Annotated in this window: 16 protein-coding genes and 1 pseudogene; 2 read left to right on the forward strand and 15 right to left on the reverse strand. The window is 70.1% G+C overall.

Features of this window, described 5'->3' with window-relative positions; genetic code table 11:
• The 8 genes from QZV97_RS18035 to QZV97_RS18070 all read right to left on the reverse strand — a co-directional run.
• Window positions 1-410, reverse strand: a 410-nt coding sequence (locus QZV97_RS18035) for a hypothetical protein (RefSeq protein WP_295645792.1), incomplete at its 3' end; no start/stop codon positions are given.
• Window positions 411-499: 89 nt separating this feature from the next.
• On the reverse strand, window positions 500-4,384 hold the full coding sequence (locus QZV97_RS18040) for a PilC/PilY family type IV pilus protein (protein ID WP_295645795.1): 3,885 nt from the start codon (window positions 4,382-4,384) through the stop codon (window positions 500-502).
• Between the two features lie 44 nt (window positions 4,385-4,428).
• Window positions 4,429-5,085, reverse strand: a complete 657-nt coding sequence (locus tag QZV97_RS18045) for a hypothetical protein (RefSeq protein WP_295645798.1) — start codon at window positions 5,083-5,085, stop codon at window positions 4,429-4,431.
• The gene (locus tag QZV97_RS18050; RefSeq protein ID WP_295645801.1) at window positions 5,082-6,296 is read right to left on the reverse strand and encodes a PilW family protein; all 1,215 of its coding nucleotides are present in this window, start codon (window positions 6,294-6,296) and stop codon (window positions 5,082-5,084) included. Before QZV97_RS18050 ends, QZV97_RS18045 begins: the two co-directional genes overlap by 4 nt.
• Window positions 6,293-6,745, reverse strand: coding sequence for a type IV pilus modification protein PilV (gene pilV, locus QZV97_RS18055; RefSeq protein WP_295645804.1), 453 nt, complete (start codon window positions 6,743-6,745; stop codon window positions 6,293-6,295). Before pilV ends, QZV97_RS18050 begins: the two co-directional genes overlap by 4 nt.
• Window positions 6,746-6,747: 2 nt before the next feature.
• A complete protein-coding gene (locus QZV97_RS18060) occupies window positions 6,748-7,329 on the reverse strand; it encodes a prepilin-type N-terminal cleavage/methylation domain-containing protein (protein WP_295645807.1) in 582 nt (193 codons plus the stop codon).
• Window positions 7,323-7,781 (reverse strand): prepilin-type N-terminal cleavage/methylation domain-containing protein, encoded by a 459-nt coding sequence (locus QZV97_RS18065; RefSeq protein ID WP_295645810.1) that lies wholly within the window; start codon window positions 7,779-7,781, stop codon window positions 7,323-7,325. The genes QZV97_RS18060 and QZV97_RS18065 overlap by 7 nt, the downstream gene beginning before the upstream one ends.
• Before the next feature lie 172 nt (window positions 7,782-7,953).
• Entirely contained in the window at window positions 7,954-9,504 is a 1,551-nt protein-coding gene (locus QZV97_RS18070; protein ID WP_295645813.1) for an AMP nucleosidase, read from the reverse strand.
• 62 nt (window positions 9,505-9,566) lie between these two features.
• Between QZV97_RS18070 and QZV97_RS18075 the strand changes: the two genes are divergently transcribed.
• On the forward strand, window positions 9,567-10,754 hold the full coding sequence (locus QZV97_RS18075; RefSeq protein WP_295645816.1) for an MFS transporter: 1,188 nt from the start codon (window positions 9,567-9,569) through the stop codon (window positions 10,752-10,754).
• A 64-nt stretch (window positions 10,755-10,818) separates the two neighbouring features.
• Window positions 10,819-11,364, forward strand: coding sequence for a DUF3280 domain-containing protein (locus QZV97_RS18080; protein ID WP_295645818.1), 546 nt, complete (start codon window positions 10,819-10,821; stop codon window positions 11,362-11,364).
• A 19-nt stretch (window positions 11,365-11,383) separates the two neighbouring features.
• On the opposite strand, the gene QZV97_RS18085 is transcribed toward QZV97_RS18080, so the two are convergent.
• The 7 genes and pseudogenes from QZV97_RS18085 to QZV97_RS18115 form a co-directional block, all read right to left on the reverse strand.
• Window positions 11,384-12,331: a quinoprotein relay system zinc metallohydrolase 2 gene (locus QZV97_RS18085; protein ID WP_295645820.1), complete on the reverse strand. Its 948-nt coding sequence runs from the start codon at window positions 12,329-12,331 to the stop codon at window positions 11,384-11,386.
• 4 nt (window positions 12,332-12,335) lie between these two features.
• Entirely contained in the window at window positions 12,336-12,722 is a 387-nt protein-coding gene (locus tag QZV97_RS18090) for a hypothetical protein (protein ID WP_295645821.1), read from the reverse strand.
• An 8-nt stretch (window positions 12,723-12,730) separates the two neighbouring features.
• Window positions 12,731-13,447 (reverse strand): hypothetical protein, encoded by a 717-nt coding sequence (locus QZV97_RS18095; RefSeq protein WP_295645823.1) that lies wholly within the window; start codon window positions 13,445-13,447, stop codon window positions 12,731-12,733.
• Complete coding sequence (locus QZV97_RS18100) at window positions 13,444-14,466, reverse strand: tetratricopeptide repeat-containing serine protease family protein (protein WP_295645825.1); 1,023 nt, start codon at window positions 14,464-14,466, stop codon at window positions 13,444-13,446. The genes QZV97_RS18095 and QZV97_RS18100 overlap by 4 nt, the downstream gene beginning before the upstream one ends.
• 24 nt (window positions 14,467-14,490) lie before the next feature.
• On the reverse strand, window positions 14,491-15,360 hold the full coding sequence (locus QZV97_RS18105; protein WP_295645827.1) for a substrate-binding domain-containing protein: 870 nt from the start codon (window positions 15,358-15,360) through the stop codon (window positions 14,491-14,493).
• On the reverse strand, window positions 15,357-15,761 hold the full coding sequence (locus QZV97_RS18110; RefSeq protein ID WP_295645829.1) for a cytochrome c: 405 nt from the start codon (window positions 15,759-15,761) through the stop codon (window positions 15,357-15,359). The genes QZV97_RS18105 and QZV97_RS18110 overlap by 4 nt, the downstream gene beginning before the upstream one ends.
• A gap of 129 nt (window positions 15,762-15,890) precedes the next feature.
• Window positions 15,891-16,402: pseudogene (locus tag QZV97_RS18115) on the reverse strand (PQQ-dependent dehydrogenase, methanol/ethanol family); the annotation flags it as partial.

Consider the following 16,402-nt stretch of genomic DNA (forward strand, 5'->3'; position numbering starts at 1 on the left):
CGCGTGCGCGCGCGCTGCGGGTGGCGGCGGTAGTAGGTCAGCACCAGGCCGACGATGAAGCGCTCGTCGTCGTCGTGTGGCGAGGCCGGGGCCGGTGCGGCGGTCTGGATGCCCGGGGATGGCAGCGTTGCCGCGGCGGCCGGTGCGGCGGCGCCGTCGTGTCGCAGGTCCATCCAGCCGTGGGGCTTGTGGCAGAGCTGCTCGAACTGCCGCGCGAGGCGCTCGCCGATCTGGCGCGAGCGGCTCTTGATCTGGCTCCAGTAGCTGGGCTGGATGCCCAGGCGCTCGGCGAAGCGTCCTTCCAGCCCGCGCAGCGTCGCCGCGTCGGCATGCTTGACGGTGGCCTGGACGAACTCCTCGAACAGCCTTAGCGCGTTGTCGAGGCGAACGCCGGCGAGATCCTGGGGCATGCTCCGATGATAAAGGGGGCTTGCCTCGATGAGGCAGAAAGAAAAAGGGCCTTGCCGTCAGGCAAGGCCCTCGCAGCGAAACCGCCGACTCAGTTGCCGATCTGCAGCTCGCGCCAGTTGAGGCGGCGCAGGCCGATCGTCGAGCCGAAGTTGCCGCGGATGCGCTCGACCGCGCCGCGATCCGTGCCGCCGATCAGCCGCACGCGACCGCCGACGCTGAGGAAGCGCAGGTCGGTGACCACGCCCGCCGAGCCCATCGTCATGAAGGACACCACCCCGCTGTCGTTGATCAGCCTCGAGATGCCGGACGCATAGTCGGTTGCATAGATGCGACTCGAGCCGGACGGCGCGCAGGGATCGCTGATGCTCGGCAGCGTCGGCGCGAAGGCGACGGTGCCCGAGAAGGTCGCCGGATCGCTGACCACGCGCCAGCCGACGTTGGTCGCCGTGTCGCGTCCGAGCTCGTGGTACCAGCCCATCGACGTCGTCGTTCCGGTGAAGCCGGTCAGGAGGTTGGGGTTGGCGATCAGTTCGTTGCGCTCGATCGGGAAGTCGACTCCCCCCGGCAGATTGACCGCGGCGTTGAAGCGCAGCTGGTTGCCGTCTTCGATGGCGTAGAAGGTCTGCTCGCGAGTCGAAGAGATGTCGCTTTCATCGAGCAGTCGTCCGGTGCCGACCAGCACCACGCGCTTCTTGGTGCGCGGGTGCAGTTCCATCATCGGCCGCGACGTGATCGGCTGGGCATTGCCCGAGCTGTCGGTCAGGCGCGCCAGCACGATAGGCGACGGGTAGGCGCCGGAAGTTGCCGTGATGTCGAAGCGCCACAGGTTGCCCAGGAGGTCGCCGCCGTAGATCGCGTCGGCATAGCCGTCGGTGAAGTCCACCACGTAGCCGTTGACATGCGCCAGGCCGGCGTCGTTGGTGGTCGAGCCCACGCCGGTCGTCACGGTCTCCAGCAGCGCGCCGGTGCGCGGGTTCACGAAGTACAGGTAACCACGACCGTCCGAGCTGTTGTAGCCCGACGGAATGATCACCGTCCAGCCGTACTTGCGCGTCTTCACGACCACCGGTTCGCCGAAGGTGTAGCCCATCGTCGGCGCCGTGAACTCCCACAGCACGCGACCGGCGGCGATCGCCTCGGTGGTGATGCTGCCCGGGTCGGTGACGTCGATCGCGTAGTAGCTGCGCCCGCCCTTGCCCAGGCCGCCGATCAGCACGGTGCGCCAGTCGGCGGTGCCGGTGCCGACGGCCGTGCCGGTCCAGGTGCGCGTGAAGTCCACGTCGTAGCCGGTCGGCGTCGCGTTGACCAGGTAGTGGTGCGCGAAAGACGGGTTGCCGAGCGAAGCCAGCCCATTGACATTGGGTGTGGTGGGGCTGCTGGGTCCGCTGAAGGTCGCGCTCGGCACGTAGGCGAAGATCTCCTGGCCCGAGCCGGTGCCGCTGAGCGCACCGTTGAAGGCGTGGAGCATGCCGTCGTTGGCGCCGACGTAGAGCACGGTCGGGCGCCCGACACGGGCCGTCTTGAAGGCGCTGTAGCCGGGATTCGATGCATCCGACAGCGGCAGGGCCGGCGGGCCGATCGGACGGGCCCGCGACCCGACGATGTCGCCGAGCAGTTGCGCGCGCGTCCGGTAGGCCCGGGAACTGCCCGTCGCGGTCGAGTTCTGCTCGTGGGTGCGATCGCCCCGCAGGTAGTTCAGGTAGTCGGCACTGTCGTTGCCGGTCCGGTAGCTGGTGTCCAGGGCGGTCAGCTGTCCCGCGGCGATGCTCGTCGAGCGGAAGGCGACGCCCGCGGTACCGCTCCAGGTCACGACGCGGCGAGCGGTGTCCCAGCCGGTGCCGGCCAGCTGCGTGGCCAGCCGGGACGTGGCGCGCCAGCGCTCGGTCAGCGTCGGCACGCCGTCGGTGCTGAAGTCCAGTTCGCTCGCGACCACCTCGCCGGTCCAGGTGCTGGGGTCGTACTGCGCACCGAAGCTGGCGTTGTCGAGCTGGGCCACCTGGGGCAGCGAGGTCGAGAACGAGGTCGTGAACGCCGCACTGAGCGTGTTGATCCGCTCGAAGGCGCGCGTCAGACCCGTGATCATCTGGTCCGGGTTGCCGGCGGTGAAGTAGTTGTCGGGGCGCGGCTGGGTCGTGTCGGGATCGGGGCGCGTGTCGGTCAGCGTCTCGCCCGACGTGGACCACCACGACTGCGTCAGCGCGGTCGTGTTGGCGTAGTCGTAGGTGGCCATGCCACCGGCCGGCGTGAAGCCGCCGAACTTGGCCGTCAGGTAGAACTGGTTGTTGGCCTGGAAGGCCTGCTCGAGGACGTCGACCCACAGCGTCTGGACGGTCTGGCGGCCCGTCGTCTGCGGCTGCCCGACGGTGTCGGGACGGATGTCGTTGACGTTGGAGTGGTAGGCCAGGCCGGCCATCATCCCGGAGTTGTTGCTGCAGCAGCCGTTGGAGATGTTGGTCCGGGTGCCGTAGGAGGTGCCGAGGCCTTGCAGCACGCCCAGTCGGTTGGCGGCATCGACCGCGCTGACGCTCGTATCGCTCGAGATCGCCGACGGCAGGCCGCCGGTCGGCTCATCGGTCCGGTTGGTGGCGCCTGGCAGGCCCTTGTCGCCGTGGGTGTAGATGTCGCCGATGCCCAGCACGAAGTTCTTCTGGCACGAGTACTGGATCGGATCGTCCCAGGGGGTGATGACGGGGAAGCCGTCCAGGCGCGTCGAGATGGTGGCCGCGCTGGCGGTGCCCATGTTCGTCCACTCCGGCACGTTGCCCAGGTTCTTGTAGTAGCGGATCGTCGCGTAGTAGAGCTCGCCGACCGGGTCGTTGCCCTTGTAGTCGCCGGTGCTCAGCTGGCCGAACTTGTTGAGATAGTTCGCCACGCCGCTGTTCGTGATCGACACGCTGGGGGCGAAGGTGGTGTTCGTGGCCCCCGCGTCCGTCGAGTCGGGATTGCCCACGAAGACACCGGTCGTCGCATCCCATTCGGCCGCCGCGTTCGTGGTGGCCGGCTGGCCGGGAACGGGCCGGGTCGGCCCGACGAACTTCATCCGCGCGCGCATCACGCCGCCGTCGCGCTGGTTGCCGCTTTCGTTGAGGTAGCCAAACGCGCTGAACCGCAGCCGCTGCGAGTACTGCTGCATCAGCCCTTCGGGCTTCCAGTTGCTGCCGTACTGGCGGCAGTTGGCCTCGACGCCGCCGGTGCCGCTGGCCGGGTCGCAGACCTTGATCCGCATGAAGACTTCGTAGACCACGCCGTCCAGCAGCGCGCCCGACACATACGGGATGGCAGCCGGAACGGCGTTGTCGCCGTTGAGCTGATCCAGGTTGCGGGCGTAGAGCATGCGGAAACCGGCGCCGTCGATCCGGGTGCTCATGCCGCCGCGGCTGAAGGGCGTCGCTCCTTCGACGGTCGCGGTGGTGCTGATGCTCTTGTTCTGGAATAGGTTGCCCTGCCCGGAGTGCCAGGCCTTCTGCAGGATGGTCGTGGTCGTGGTGTCGACCAGGCGGTTGCCGCCCGTCATCACCGAGCGGAAGGGGTCGATGGCCTGGGTCGACGCCCAGTTCAGGAAGTTGCCGCTCCACTGGTCGGTGCCTGTGCAGACGTGGCCGGTGGACGCACCGTTCGGCGCGAAGTGCCGGACGCTGGTCGCCGTCTCGACCGCGACGTAGTTGTAGACGTAGCACTTCTCGGGATCGAAGTAGCCCTTGTAGGTGTTCGCGGTCGAGTAGTTGGCCGTGCCGGGGTAGGCGGCGCGCGAAGCGGTCGGCCATTCCACCGAGAGCGCCAGCGCCACGTTGCCGGGCACCGAGTTGGTCGCGAAGATCGGGGTGTCCGCCAGCGAGGTGGTCGCGGCGGCGTTCAGGCCCGTGGCCAGCAACGGAGCCAGCACCAGGACCTTCGCGGTATCGCGCAGGCGCCGGGAAGCCAGAGCCCGGCGAGCTTGCGCTCGCGCCAGATGAAGCAGGTGGGCAGGATTCATGGGATGGGCCTTTGAGGCGTTGGAACGCAAGGGGTGGTGCCGGATCAGCTGTCGCAGCACGAGAAGGTGGTCTGGAAGAAGGACTGCGTGCCGCGCGGTCCGGTCGCCCGGATGCTGAGGCGGTAGATGACCGGCTGCACCACGGCGCCGCCGAGGCCGGCACCGGCACCGCCGGCAGCGACACCGCTGCTGAACTCGGCGCGCTGCCAGTCCGAAGAACTGCCGCCGGGCAGCACCGACGAGTCGGCCAGCGTGCAGCGGTCGGCGCCGAGGGTGGCGTCCTCGCCGACATCGCTGCACTGGCGGTCGACGACGTAGCGCAGCGTGATGCCCTGGCCGGCGTCGATGTCGGCGGCGGTGCCGACGGTCGCCGGCAGCGTGCTGCTCAGCAGCGCCGTCGGGATGCCCTGGGCATTGGTCGGCAGCACCACGGCGCTGTAGTTGCGCGTGAGGTCGCTGGCGCCACGAGCCGACGCGGCAGCCAGCGTACCGCCTGGCCGGAAGGCCGCGATGAGAGCCTGCACCGCCTGCTCGCTCTGCTGGGCCACGTCGCGCCTGAAGGCCAGGTTGCCGGCCGTGCTCAACGAGGTGTCGAACGACCGCATCAGCGCGGCCGCGGCGATCAGCATCACGACCAGGATCAGCAGGCTGGTCAGCAGGACGACGCCCCGCTGGGCACGATGACGGAGGGTAGTGCTCATGACGTGGTGCGCATCAGCAGGTTGCGGATGGGAATGGTGAGTTCGATGACGCGGTGCCGCTGGTTGCGGTTCTCACCGGTGCGGGTCAGGTCGACGCTGGTCTGGACCGCCGTCGGCAGGTCGCCGAACAGCGGCATCGAGGCCGGCGCGACGGGGACGCTGGCGGCCAGCTCGCGTTCGATCAACGCCGAGCGCATGACCAGCGCGACGCGCAGAGCGACGATCTGGCGCAGCCGTGTCGACGACTGGCTCGAGCCGTCCATCAATGCGGCACCCGTCCAGCCGGTGGCGGTGGGGCTCTGCCAGGTATCGAGCATGCCGTCGTCGTTCGTGTCCAGGCCGTACACCGCGTGCAGCTCGCGCACGCCCTCGGCGACGGGCTCGGAGGTGGTGCTGACGCCGTTGAGCAGCAGCAGGTCGTGGCGGAACAGCGTGCTGTTCGCGCCGACGCCGAGCAGCTCGAAGTGGGGCTGGTTGGTGGTGGTGTTGCCGATCGAGAAGGCATTGACATTCGTCATGCCGGCCAGCGCCGTCAGCGAGGTGTGCGCACCGGTGGCGGTGTAGTAGCTGCCCGCCAGCGGCAACTGCTGGCCGCAGGTGGTGGTCGGCGAGGGCGACGTCGGATCGCCGGCGCAGAGCGCCTTGGTCGATGCGACCTGGCTCAGCAGGCATTCGCCGCCGCCGGCCAGCAGGACCAGATCGTTGGCGCGCAGCCCGATGGTGTTGGCCAGCAGCACCTGCGTGGCGGTGATCGCACCGGGCAGGACGGCGGCCGGGGCCTCGCCGAAGCCGGCGGTGCCGCTCATGGTCATCAGCACGTCCGACCCGGTGTCCGAGGCGCCGGCGAAGATCACGACCGGAGCCAGCCGGACGGTCTGGGGAACGGCGGTGAACGGCGCCGGGAAGGCGGCCGTGCGGGGCAGCGTTTCCCCGGCCGGCGTGAGCGCGGCACTGATGCGGCAGCTGCCGATCTTGGGCCAGCCTTGCGCATAACCGGTGCCGGCGCTGCGCACGATGCGGTCCACCGTGTAGGCCGCGTAGGCGCCCGACTGGTTGGTGTCGTTCAGCGCGACCGAGGTGCGCTTGCGGCCTTCGCTCGCCGCCAGCACGCCGAAGACGGCCAGCGTCACCACCAGGCCGATGGTCACCGCCACCAGCAGCTCGACCAGCGAGAAGCCGCGCGAACGCAGCCGGATCGGCGGGCGGCTCACGAGACCTCCTCGTTGGTGAGGATCACGTCGACCGACAGGCGCGACTCGTTGCCGACCGCCTGGCTCGGGTGACGCCACTGGATCTGGATGGTCGCCGTGTTCGTCGTCACGTCCGGGGTGATCGTCACGGTCGCGTTGGGCAGGCCGTTGCCGGTCGGGGCGCTGGTGGCCGGATCGAGGCCCTGTACGCGCTGGGTCCAGGCCGTGGTCTGGGTCGAGCCCAGCGACACCGTGCGCGCCAGCCGCATCTGCGCGGCCAGGTCGTCGGCGAACAGCGCCGCGCGGTTGCGGTCCTCGGCATCGATCGAGAACTGTGTCGCACGCGCCTGCATGCCGACCAGGCCGAGGATGCCGAACGAGAAGATCAGGATCGACACCAGCACTTCCAGCATCGTGGCGCCGCGCTGGGACGGCCGGTGGCCGCGGCGGGGGGGGCGGTTGTTCGTCATGGTCAGCATCCGTCCGGGTTGGTGGCGGAGAGCGTCTTCGCGGGGTCGCACATGCGGACCCGGCCGCCGATGGACACGGTGATGCGCAAAGGCCGATCGGCGCCGGTGCGGCTCACGTCGTAGGTCGCGGCACCGGCGGTGCACGACTGCGCGGCCACCGTCACCTGCTGCCCCGACGCGTTGAAGCAGAGCGCGATCGGGCCGCCGATGGCGACGCCGCCTGCCACGTCGGACAGCGAGCCGCCGTTCACGAACTCGGCGGCGTCGCCGGTGAACAGCGAGACCGTGCGGATGCCCCAGTTGCTGCCGTTGGCGACGGCCGTCGCCGCCAGCGAGGGCTGGGCGTTCGTCAGGTAGAAGACGGCCGTGCGGTTGCGGCGCACCGCCTCGGCCTGGGCCTGGCGCACGCCGTTCTGCAGCGCATCGGACACCGTGCGCACGCGCGTGTTGTTGATCCAGGTGCCGAACCCCGGGGCCGCCAGCGCGAGCAGGATGCCGAGCAAGGCCACGGTGACGACCAGCTCGATCAGGGTGAAGCCGCGCACGCGCTGCGGCGTCACCACGGCGGGGCGCCGGTTCAGCACGTCTGACCTCGCTTGAGCACCCAGCTCGTCGCGCAGGTGGTCGCGCCTCCCGGGATCCAGCCCGCCGGCGCGGTCGTGCCGCGCGTGTTGATCTGGTTGACGGTGAAGCTGAAGCCGTTCACCGGGCCCGAGCCCGTGGCCAGCAGCGTGTAGGTCGTCGCGTCGGGTGTGCCCGAGCAGGTGACGACGAAGTTGCCGAAGGTGCGGGTCGTCGCGTCGGTCCGCGCGCACGGCGTGACGAAGGTACCGACCGTCGCGTAGCTGCGGTTGTCCTGGAAGTGGCGCTCCATCTCGGCGCGCAGCGTGGCCAGGCCGTTGGTCCCGTCGACCAGCTGGCCCCGGATGATGTAGTCGCGGTAGCTCGGGTAGGCGATCGTGGCCAGGATGCCGATGATGGCCACCACCACCATCACTTCGATCAGCGTGAATCCGGTCTGTCGGGCGCGTTGCATGCGGGGTTCCTTGCGTCGTTGGCAAGCCGAGTATCGAGACCCGGGCGCTCGGCTGGTATGAAGCATGTCACGCTGGACCGACCTCCCGGCCCGCCAGACGGACGAACTGCCGCCCGGAGCCGACGAACGGTCGGGGCTTGTGGCGCCGGGGCGTCCGCGCCGGCGCGGGGCGCTACTGGAACGCCACCTCGGCAAAGCCGCGCAGCTTGCGGCTGTGCAGCCGGTCGATGCCGTTGCGGCGCAGCAGCTCGATGGCGCGCAGGCCGATGCGCAGGTGCTGGTTGACGCGCTCGCGGTAGAAGCGGTCGGCCATGCCTGGCAGCTTGATCTCGCCGTGCAGCGGCTTGTCGCTGACGCACAGCAGGGTGCCGTAGGGCACGCGGAAGCGGAAGCCGTTGGCCGCGATGGTGGCGCTCTCCATGTCGAGCGCGATCGCGCGGCTCTGGCTGAAGCGACGCTCGGGCGTGCTGTGCGGCGCCTGGAAGGGCAGCAGCTCCCAGTTGCGGTTGTCGGTGCTGGCGACGGTGCCGGTGCGCATCACGCGCTTGAGTTCGCTGCGCTCGAGTCGCGTCACGTCGGCCACCGCCGCCTCCAGCGCCAGCTGCACCTCGGCCAGCGGCGGGATCGGCACCCACAGCGGCAGCTCTTCGTCCAGCACGTGGTCCTCGCGCACGTAGCCGTGGGCCAGCACGTAGTCGCCCAGCCGCTGCGTCGTGCGCAGCCCCGCGCAGTGGCCCAGCATGATCCAGGCATGCGGCCGCAGCACCGCGATGTGGTCGGTGATGGTCTTGGCGTTGGACGGGCCGACGCCGATGTTGACCATCGTGATGCCGGCGCGGTCCTTGCGCACCAGGTGGTAGGCCGGCATCTGCGGCAGCCGCGGCGGCGCTTCGCCGAGGAAGTCCCCAGGCTCCAGCGGCTGGCCGGTGCGGCGCATCACCACGTTGCCGGGTTCGACGAAGGCGACGTAGGTGTCCTCGGCCTCGCCGCCCTCGAACAGCGTCGCCTCGCCGCGTGGCAGGTGCATCAGTTCGTGGCCGAGCTTGATGAACTCGTCGATGTAGAACTGGTAGTTGGTGAACAGCACGAAGTTCTGGAAGTGCTCCGGCGCCGTGCCGGTGTAGTGGCGCAGCCGGTGCAGCGAGTAGTCGACGCGCGGCGCGGTGAACAGCGCCAGCGGATGCGTGGTGATGCCGTCGGCCGCCGGCCGCGGCTCGTGCGTGCCGTTGGCGATGCCGTCGTCCATCGCGCCCAGGTCGGGCAGGTCGAAGAGGTCGCGCAGCAGCACGCGTCGGTCCGCATCGAGCGAGCCTTCGACGTGGTCGTGCTCGGCAAAGGCGAACTGCACCGGGATGGGCTCGGTGCTCGTCCCGATCTCGAGCTGCATGCGACCGTTCTGCCCGTGGTTGCGCAGCAGCAGCCGGAACTGCTCGAGGTAGTAGTCGCCGAACAGGTCGGGCCGCGTCAGCGTCGTGTCGTAGCGGCCGGGGCCGGCGACGAAGCCGTAGGCCAGCGGCGTGTCGGCGCGTGCCACGGTCTCGGTGTGCACGGTCACGCGCGGGTAGCAGGCGCGGATGCGTTGCGCGAAGTCCTCGCCGGCGACGAAGCGCTGCAGGTGGTCGCGCAGCAGCGCGACGCCCTGCTCGTAGAGCGCCCGGGCCGCGTCCAGCGCGGCCTGCGGGTCGGTGTGGCGTTGCGGTGCAGCGGTCGGTGGCGTGATCATGGCCGCCATTCTGCGACCGGTCGGCGACAGCGGCGCGGCGGCCGAACGGGTACCGTCGCGGCATGACGCCTGCCCTTGCTCCCCGCCGTGTGCTGCCGGCCATCGTCGTGGCGCAGTTCGCCGGGACTTCGCTGTGGTTCGCCGTCAACGCGGTGATGCCGGAGCTGCAGCGCTCGCTCGGGCTGGCCCCGGACGCCGTCGGCAGCCTCACGTCGGCGGTGCAGCTGGGCTTCATCGCCGGCACGCTGGTGTTCGCGCTGGCGGCGATCGCCGATCGCCATTCGCCGCGGGGCGTGTTCCTGCTGTGTTCGGTCGCCGGCGCGGGGTGCAATGCCGCGGCGGCGCTGTGGCCGGCCGGGTCGCTCGACGTCGCGACCCTGTGGCTGCTGCGGGCGATGACCGGCTTCTTCCTGGCCGGCATCTATCCGGTCGGCATGAAGATCGCCGCGGCCTGGTATCCGCAGGGCCTGGGCCGCGCGCTGGGCTGGCTGCTCGGCGCGCTGGTGCTCGGCACGGCCTCGCCGCACGCGCTGCGCGCGCTCGGGACGGCGTGGCCGTGGCAGGACGTGATGCTGGGCGTGTCGGCGCTGGCCCTGGCCGGCGGCCTGCTGCTGTGGTCGACGGTGCCCGACGGCGGCCACCTGCCGCGGGCGACCACGCTGCAGTGGCGTGCCCTGGGCGCGGTGGTGCACGACGCGCGGCTGCGCGCCTCGGTGCTGGGCTACTTCGGTCACATGTGGGAGATCTACACGCTGTGGGTGCTGGTGCCGCTGATCCTGGCATCGCGGCTCGCCGGCCCGGCGCTGTCGGTGGCCGCCTTCGCCGTGATCGGCGCCGGCGCGCTGGGCTGCGTGCTGGGCGGCCTGCTGGCCAAGCGCTACGGCAGCGCCCGCGTGGCGGGCCTGCAGCTGGCGGCGAGCGGCCTGTGCTGCGTGCTGGCGCCGTGGGCGATCGGTGCGCCAGACGGGCTGTTCGCGGCCTGGCTGCTGGTCTGGGGCGTGACGGTGGCGGGCGACTCGCCGCAGTTCTCGGCGCTGACGGCGACCAACGCGCCGCGCGAGGCGGTCGGCAGCGTGCTGACCCTGGTCAACTGCGTCGGCTTCGCGATCTCGATCGTCAGCATCCTGCTGTTCGTCGCGCTGGCGCAGCGCTGGCCGCTGGCCTGGCTGCTGCCGGCGCTGGGGATCGGCCCGGCGCTGGGGCTGTGGGCGCTGCGGCCCCTGCTGGCCAGACCGGACTCGGGGGCCTGAGCCGCGGTGCGGAACCCTGCGATGCCGTCGCGGTCCCACAAGGCCTCTTGACCACGGGCCCGCCATGCAACGTCGTTCGCTGATCGCCTCGATGCCCTTCGTGCTGCTCCTGTCGGCGCCGGCGCTGCGTGCGCAGTCCGACCCCCAGCGCCTGCCCGCCGTGGTGGTCATGGAGTTCGATTTCGTCGACGACCAGAAGAACCCGGCCACCGTCGACGCGCAGACCCGGCGCCTGCGCGACGCCTACGTGCAGCTGCAGCGCGAGCTGGCCGAGCGCGGGCTCTACCGCGTGCTCGACCCGGCGCCCGTCGGTGCGCTGCAGCGGCGCCTGCGCGAGCAGCAGGAGTTCATGTACCGCTGCGACGACTGCGCCCACCAGGTGGGCGTGGCCGCCGGGGCCGACCTGGTGATCACCGCCTGGGTCCAGAAGGTCAGCGAACTGATCCTGAACGTCAACCTCCAGGTGCACGACGTGGCGGGCCAGAAGCTGCTGCTCAGCAAGTCGGTCGACATGCGCAGCAACGACGACGTGTCGTGGTCGCGCGCGGTCCGCTACCTGGTGCGCGACATGGCGGAGAAGCGCGCAGCCAACCCGCGCTACGGCCGCTGAGGCCGCCGCAGCGCGCGGCTCACTCCCACTCCAGCTCGGCGTAGGCCGCGGTGACGTTGCGCGCGTGGAAGGCGTCCAGCAGGCGCCAGCCCGGGCGGTCCGGCGCGATGCGTGCCACGGCCTGGCTGAGCGTGAGGCCGTCCTTCAGGGCCCGGCGCACGTCGGCCTGCAGCGTCTGCAGATAGCGCTGCTGTGCGTCGAGCGCACCGGGCCAGTCGCTGCTCGGCGCGCCGTGGCCCGGCAGCACGCGCTCGACCGGCCAGCCGCGCAGCTCGTCGAGCACGGCCAGCCAGCCCTTCAGCCGACCGTCGACCACGGGGGCGTGATCGACGAACAGCAGGTCGCCGAGAAAGAGCGTGCGCGTCGCCTCGTCCAGCACGCTGAGGTCGGCGTCGGTGTGGGCGGTCGGCCAGGCCCGCAGGCTCAGGCGGCGATCGCCGAGGTCGAGCTCCAGCCGGTCTTCGACCAGCAGGTCCGGCGCGACGAGGCGGGTCGACGCGGCCGCATCCGTGCCGAAGTCGCGCCGCAGCGCGTTCAGGTAGGTCGGTCCGCGCGCCGCCAGCGCCGCCGGCAGGCGCCGGTGCCCGACGAAGCGCGGCGCGGGTTGCAGGGCGGCGAAGGCCGCGTTGCCGAACACGTGGTCGGGGTGCGCGTGCGTGTTGATGACATAGCACACCGGCAGCGGCGTGAGGCGCCGCAGCGCGGCCAGCAGCTGGCGTCCGACCGCTTCGGTGCCGCCGCTGTCGATCACCGCGGCGCAGCGCGAGCCGATCACGACCGCGGTGTTGGCGACGTCGCCGCCGTTGGAGGGGCCCCACTCCTCGAGCGGGCCGCGGTGGATGTAGACGCCGGGCGCCAGCGTCTGCAGGGTCGAGCTGACGTCGGCGGTGGGCGGCGACCCGCAACCGGCCACGCACGCGGCGAGCGCCAGGCCGAGGGCCGCCGCCACGCGCCGTGGCCGGGCCATCGCGCTACTTCGTGTCGGTGTTGATGAAGCAGCTCTTCTTGGCGGCCGCCTGCAACTCGCGGAAGCGGCGGATCTCCTTCTGCAGCGACTCGGTGTCGCGGATGGTGTTGCCGCGCTCGCCGCCGATGCTGTTGGCGTTGGTCGCGGTCACCATCGAGTCGAACTCGTCGAACTTCAGCTGGGTCGCCAGCTTGTCGAGCGCGCACGAGCACTTGTTCAGCATCTCGTAGTAATGCCCGGGGTGCTGGCGCATGCACTCGTTGACGTAGGTCACGCGATCGGGGGTCGGGTAGTCGTGGGCGGAGGCCGGTGCGGCGACCGCGCACGCCGTCGCGGCGAGCAGCACGGGGACCGACCAGCGGGCCGGCCAGGGCAGGAAGGTCTTGATCATCGGGGCCATCACTTCTTGCTGGGTTTGGGGGCGGGGCCGGCTTCGACGCCGGTGAGGGTCATCACCTCTTCGAGCGCCGGCGGGTCGCTGGGCAGCGCACCCGGCAGGGCGGTGCGCAGCTGGTACACGCCGCCCGGCACGTTCCTGGCGAGGACGAAGGTGTAGCGCTTGTCCGCAAAGCGCTCGTAGCGGCTGCGCGCCGGATCCTTGGCGTAGGGCGAGAGCGTCACTTCCTGGGCGGGCAGTTCGCGTCCCTGGAAGGTGATCGTCGTGTCGCGCACCTGCGCCTCGTCGACCATGGTCATGCGGATGCGCTTCTGGAAGTAGTTGGGGCGCCCCTTCGTCAGGCGCTGCATCTCGCGGATGTCGCGCTCCAGGAAGTAGAGGATCACCGGGTTGGCCTCCGCCTCGGGGATCTCGGGCAGGGCCAGGCGACGCTCGCCGGTCAGGAAGTCCCCCTGCACGGTGCAGCAGACCTTGCCATTGCGGCGCACGTCGATGCGCACCTGGTCCTCGAAGCCGGACTCGAGACTGCCCGAGCGCACGAAGCTGTAGCGCAGGGAACTCGGCGACTTGAGGTCGACGAGATGCCGGTCGGCGAACACCAGGGTCTCGGCGCGCGAATACTGGCTCGGGTCGGCTGCCTGCGCCGGGATCACGGCCGCCATCAGCACGGGCGCCAGCACCGGCAGGCAAGGGGAAAGGATTCGTCGCGCCAGGTTCACGGTTTCTCCAGTTCAGCGGCCAGTTCACGGCCTTGGGTCGGGTCGAGTGCGGACAGGCGGGCAGCCGCCTGCCGGGCCTCGGCCGGCAGGCCGAGGCGCTTGTAGATCTGGGCCAGCCGCGCCCAGCTGCGGCCATAGGTCGGATCGAGATCGAGGCTGCGCTTGAACGCGGCGATCGCCGCGTCGGCCTGCTGCAGGCCATCGCGTGCAACCCCCAGCAGGTAGGCCGGTTCCGCGTCGCCGCTGTCCTCGAGTCCCCAGCGTTCGGCCAGCTGGGCGAGCGCCGGCCAGCGCTGGCGCTGCTCGAGCGCCGCGGCCTGCAGGAACAGCGGCTGGTTGTCGAGGGGGCCTTCCCAGAAGCTTTCACCCGGCAGCGGTGCCACTGCGTCGTAGCTCGGCGCGTTGTCCAGCAAGCCCAGCACCCAGTCGGACGGGGCCGCGAAGTAGTGGTTCGCCCCGCCGCGCAGGCGGAAGGTCAGGATGCCGACCAGCGCACCGTCGGCGTTGAAGAGGCCGCCGCCGCTGGCGCCCGAGCTGAACCAGTTGCTGCTCTGCACGATCTGGCCGCCCGACCAGCGATGCAAGGCCACCACGCCGCCCTCGCTGAGCTGGAGACCGACGCCGCCGGTGTAGCCGATCGCGAGCACCGACTGGCCCATCTTCAGCGACGAGGCGCGCGCGATCGGCACCGGCGGGCCGTCGATGCTGGGGACCTGCAGCACGCAGAGGTCGCGCTTCATGTCGGCGGCCTGCAGGCTCGCGGCCCAGCGCGCGCCGCCCTTCACGACCTGGACGCGCTTCGCGTTGCGGGTCACGTGGCAGTTGGTGACGACCTTGCCGGGCGCGACGATGACCCCCGAGCCGAGCTGGAAGCGCCCGGCCGCGTCGACCGCCTCGATCTTGAGCACGCTGGGCGCCAGGCCGATCAGCGAGGCGCGGTCGATCTCGGCCCGCACCGTGGCCGTCGCCGCCATGCCTAGCACGGCGCCGGCAACGACGACGGCGTGCTTCAGGGCCATGGCGTGAGGCGGGGGCGCGGCCCCCTAGCGGCCGGCCGGCGCGGGCGGGTTGTCGAGCAGGGGCACGCCGAAGTCGCGCAGGATCGCGGTGATGTCGGCCTGGCGCTTCTCGATCAGGCCTTCGATCTGCTGCTTCCATTCGCGCTCGCCGTAGCGCACGCCCATGGCCATCTGGAAGTCGAACTTGACGCCCGGCTCGGAGCGCATCGGCACGACCACCAGCTGAGGCTGCTGCAGCTTCTTGGCGAAGTAGCCCGCGATCGGACCCCAGACGATGGCGGCATCGAGCTTGCCGGAGGCGAGGTCGCGCTCGATGATCTCGCCGGGATACTGGTTCGGGTCGGCGTTGAGGATCTGGTAAGGCACGCCCTGCTCGACCAGCTGGTGCTTGTTGAGCCACTCGGACGCCGGCGATCGGTCGTAGATGCCGATGCGCAGCTTGTCGAGGCGCGCCCGGTCGACCTTGAGGAAGTCGTCGATGGTCTGCACGCCGTCCAGGCCCTTGCCCTTGGCATAGACCAGCGCGTAGGTCGAGCGGTAGTAGGGCTTGGTCACCGACACCTGGTCGAACCCGGCCGGCACGCCCATGATGATGTCGCAGGGATAGTCCGCGCCCGGCAGCTTGTAGCGCAGGGTGTTGCGCACGAAGGCCAGCCGCTGCGGGAAGGAGAAGTACTCGACCGGCAGGCCGAGATCCTTGGCGAACAGCTCGGCGATCTTGTTCTCGATGCCCTCGCCCTTGAGGCTGGAGAAGGGCAGGTTGTTCGGATCCTGGCAGACGCGGAAGGCCTTGCGCGGCGCCGCGTCCTGCGCCGCGGCCGGCACGGCGACGCCGGCCAGCAGCGACAGCGCCAGCGCGCCGATCCAACGAGCGCGCGGGAGCTTCGTCATCATTGGAGCTCTTCGACCTTGGCGCGCGTGATGGCGCCGTCCGAGCGACCCTTGAGGTAGGCGTAGAGCTGGTCCATGTTGTCCATGACCTGCTTGCTCGTGCCGAAGCTCTGCATGCCCTTGTCGAGGCGACCGTCGCGGACGGTCTTCACGAAGTCTTCCTTGCTGAGGGTCTTCATGCTCGCAATCAGCGACGGCCCGACCAGACCTTCCTGGTTGGCGCCATGGCAGCGGTCGCAGGCGGCGGCGCGCCAGGTGCGAAAGCCCTTCATCGTCTCGGCATCGACCTTGTAGCCGTCGACGACCTTGTAGGGGAGTTTCTTGTCCTGGGCCTGGGCGGTGACGACCACCCCGGAAACGGCCAGCGCGGCCACGGCAAGGACGACGGATTTCACGCGAGACATCATGGCTAACCTAGAAAAGAGTGGAGACGCGTTTGAAACGAAACGGGGATGGTGAGCGTTGACCGTTCACCATCCCCTGATCGATCCGATCGCGGGAGGTTCCCCGCGATCGGACGGGACTTGCAAGGATCAGTTCGGCAGAGCGAACACCGTCAGCGAACCGCCAAGGTCCGTGTAGGAGTTCAGCTCCTTGTAGCCACCCACGGCGCCCAGACCGTCGGTGTCCTTCTCGAGACCTGCTGCCATGCCGATGCCGGCCCAGCCGCCGATGCCCGAGAACACGCCCATGTACTGCTTGCCCTTGTGCTCGTAGGTGAACACGTTGCCGATGATGCCGGACGGCGTGCGGAACTTGTACAGCTCCTTGTTCACGTCCTTCGCATCGACGCACTTGAAGTAGCCTTCCAGCGTGCCGTAGCAGCTCAGGCCGCCCGCGGTGTTGAGCGAACCGCTCCACACCGAGAACTTCTCGGGCTTGCTCTGGACGATCTTGCCGGTACCGGCGTCCCAGGTGATGTAGTTGCCCATGCCGCCGTGGCTTCCCGGAGCCGGGAACATCGACAGCGTGGCGCCCACGTACGGCTGGCCCGCGGTGTACTCGACCTTGAACGGCTCGTAGTCCATGCAGACGTGGTTCGTCG

Origin of the sequence: uncultured Methylibium sp. (assembly GCF_902826655.1) — a bacterium.
Lineage (GTDB): Bacteria > Pseudomonadota > Gammaproteobacteria > Burkholderiales > Burkholderiaceae_C > Methylibium.

Bases quoted from the DNA above. Each gene is read 5' to 3' on its own strand.
- QZV97_RS18045 (WP_295645798.1), bottom strand. From the start codon at position 5,085: ATGAGCACTACCCTCCGTCATCGTGCCCAGCGGGGCGTCGTCCTGCTG.
- QZV97_RS18075 (WP_295645816.1), top strand. From the start codon at position 9,567: ATGACGCCTGCCCTTGCTCCCCGCCGTGTGCTGCCGGCCATCGTCGTG.
- QZV97_RS18085 (WP_295645820.1), bottom strand. From the start codon at position 12,331: ATGGCCCGGCCACGGCGCGTGGCGGCGGCCCTCGGCCTGGCGCTCGCC.
- QZV97_RS18090 (WP_295645821.1), bottom strand. From the start codon at position 12,722: ATGATCAAGACCTTCCTGCCCTGGCCGGCCCGCTGGTCGGTCCCCGTG.
- QZV97_RS18110 (WP_295645829.1), bottom strand. From the start codon at position 15,761: ATGTCTCGCGTGAAATCCGTCGTCCTTGCCGTGGCCGCGCTGGCCGTT.
- QZV97_RS18040 (WP_295645795.1), bottom strand. From the start codon at position 4,384: ATGAATCCTGCCCACCTGCTTCATCTGGCGCGAGCGCAAGCTCGCCGG.
- pilV (WP_295645804.1), bottom strand. From the start codon at position 6,745: ATGACGAACAACCGCCCCCCCCGCCGCGGCCACCGGCCGTCCCAGCGC.
- QZV97_RS18100 (WP_295645825.1), bottom strand. From the start codon at position 14,466: ATGGCCCTGAAGCACGCCGTCGTCGTTGCCGGCGCCGTGCTAGGCATG.
- QZV97_RS18070 (WP_295645813.1), bottom strand. From the start codon at position 9,504: ATGATCACGCCACCGACCGCTGCACCGCAACGCCACACCGACCCGCAG.
- QZV97_RS18105 (WP_295645827.1), bottom strand. From the start codon at position 15,360: ATGATGACGAAGCTCCCGCGCGCTCGTTGGATCGGCGCGCTGGCGCTG.
- QZV97_RS18065 (WP_295645810.1), bottom strand. From the start codon at position 7,781: ATGCAACGCGCCCGACAGACCGGATTCACGCTGATCGAAGTGATGGTG.
- QZV97_RS18080 (WP_295645818.1), top strand. From the start codon at position 10,819: ATGCAACGTCGTTCGCTGATCGCCTCGATGCCCTTCGTGCTGCTCCTG.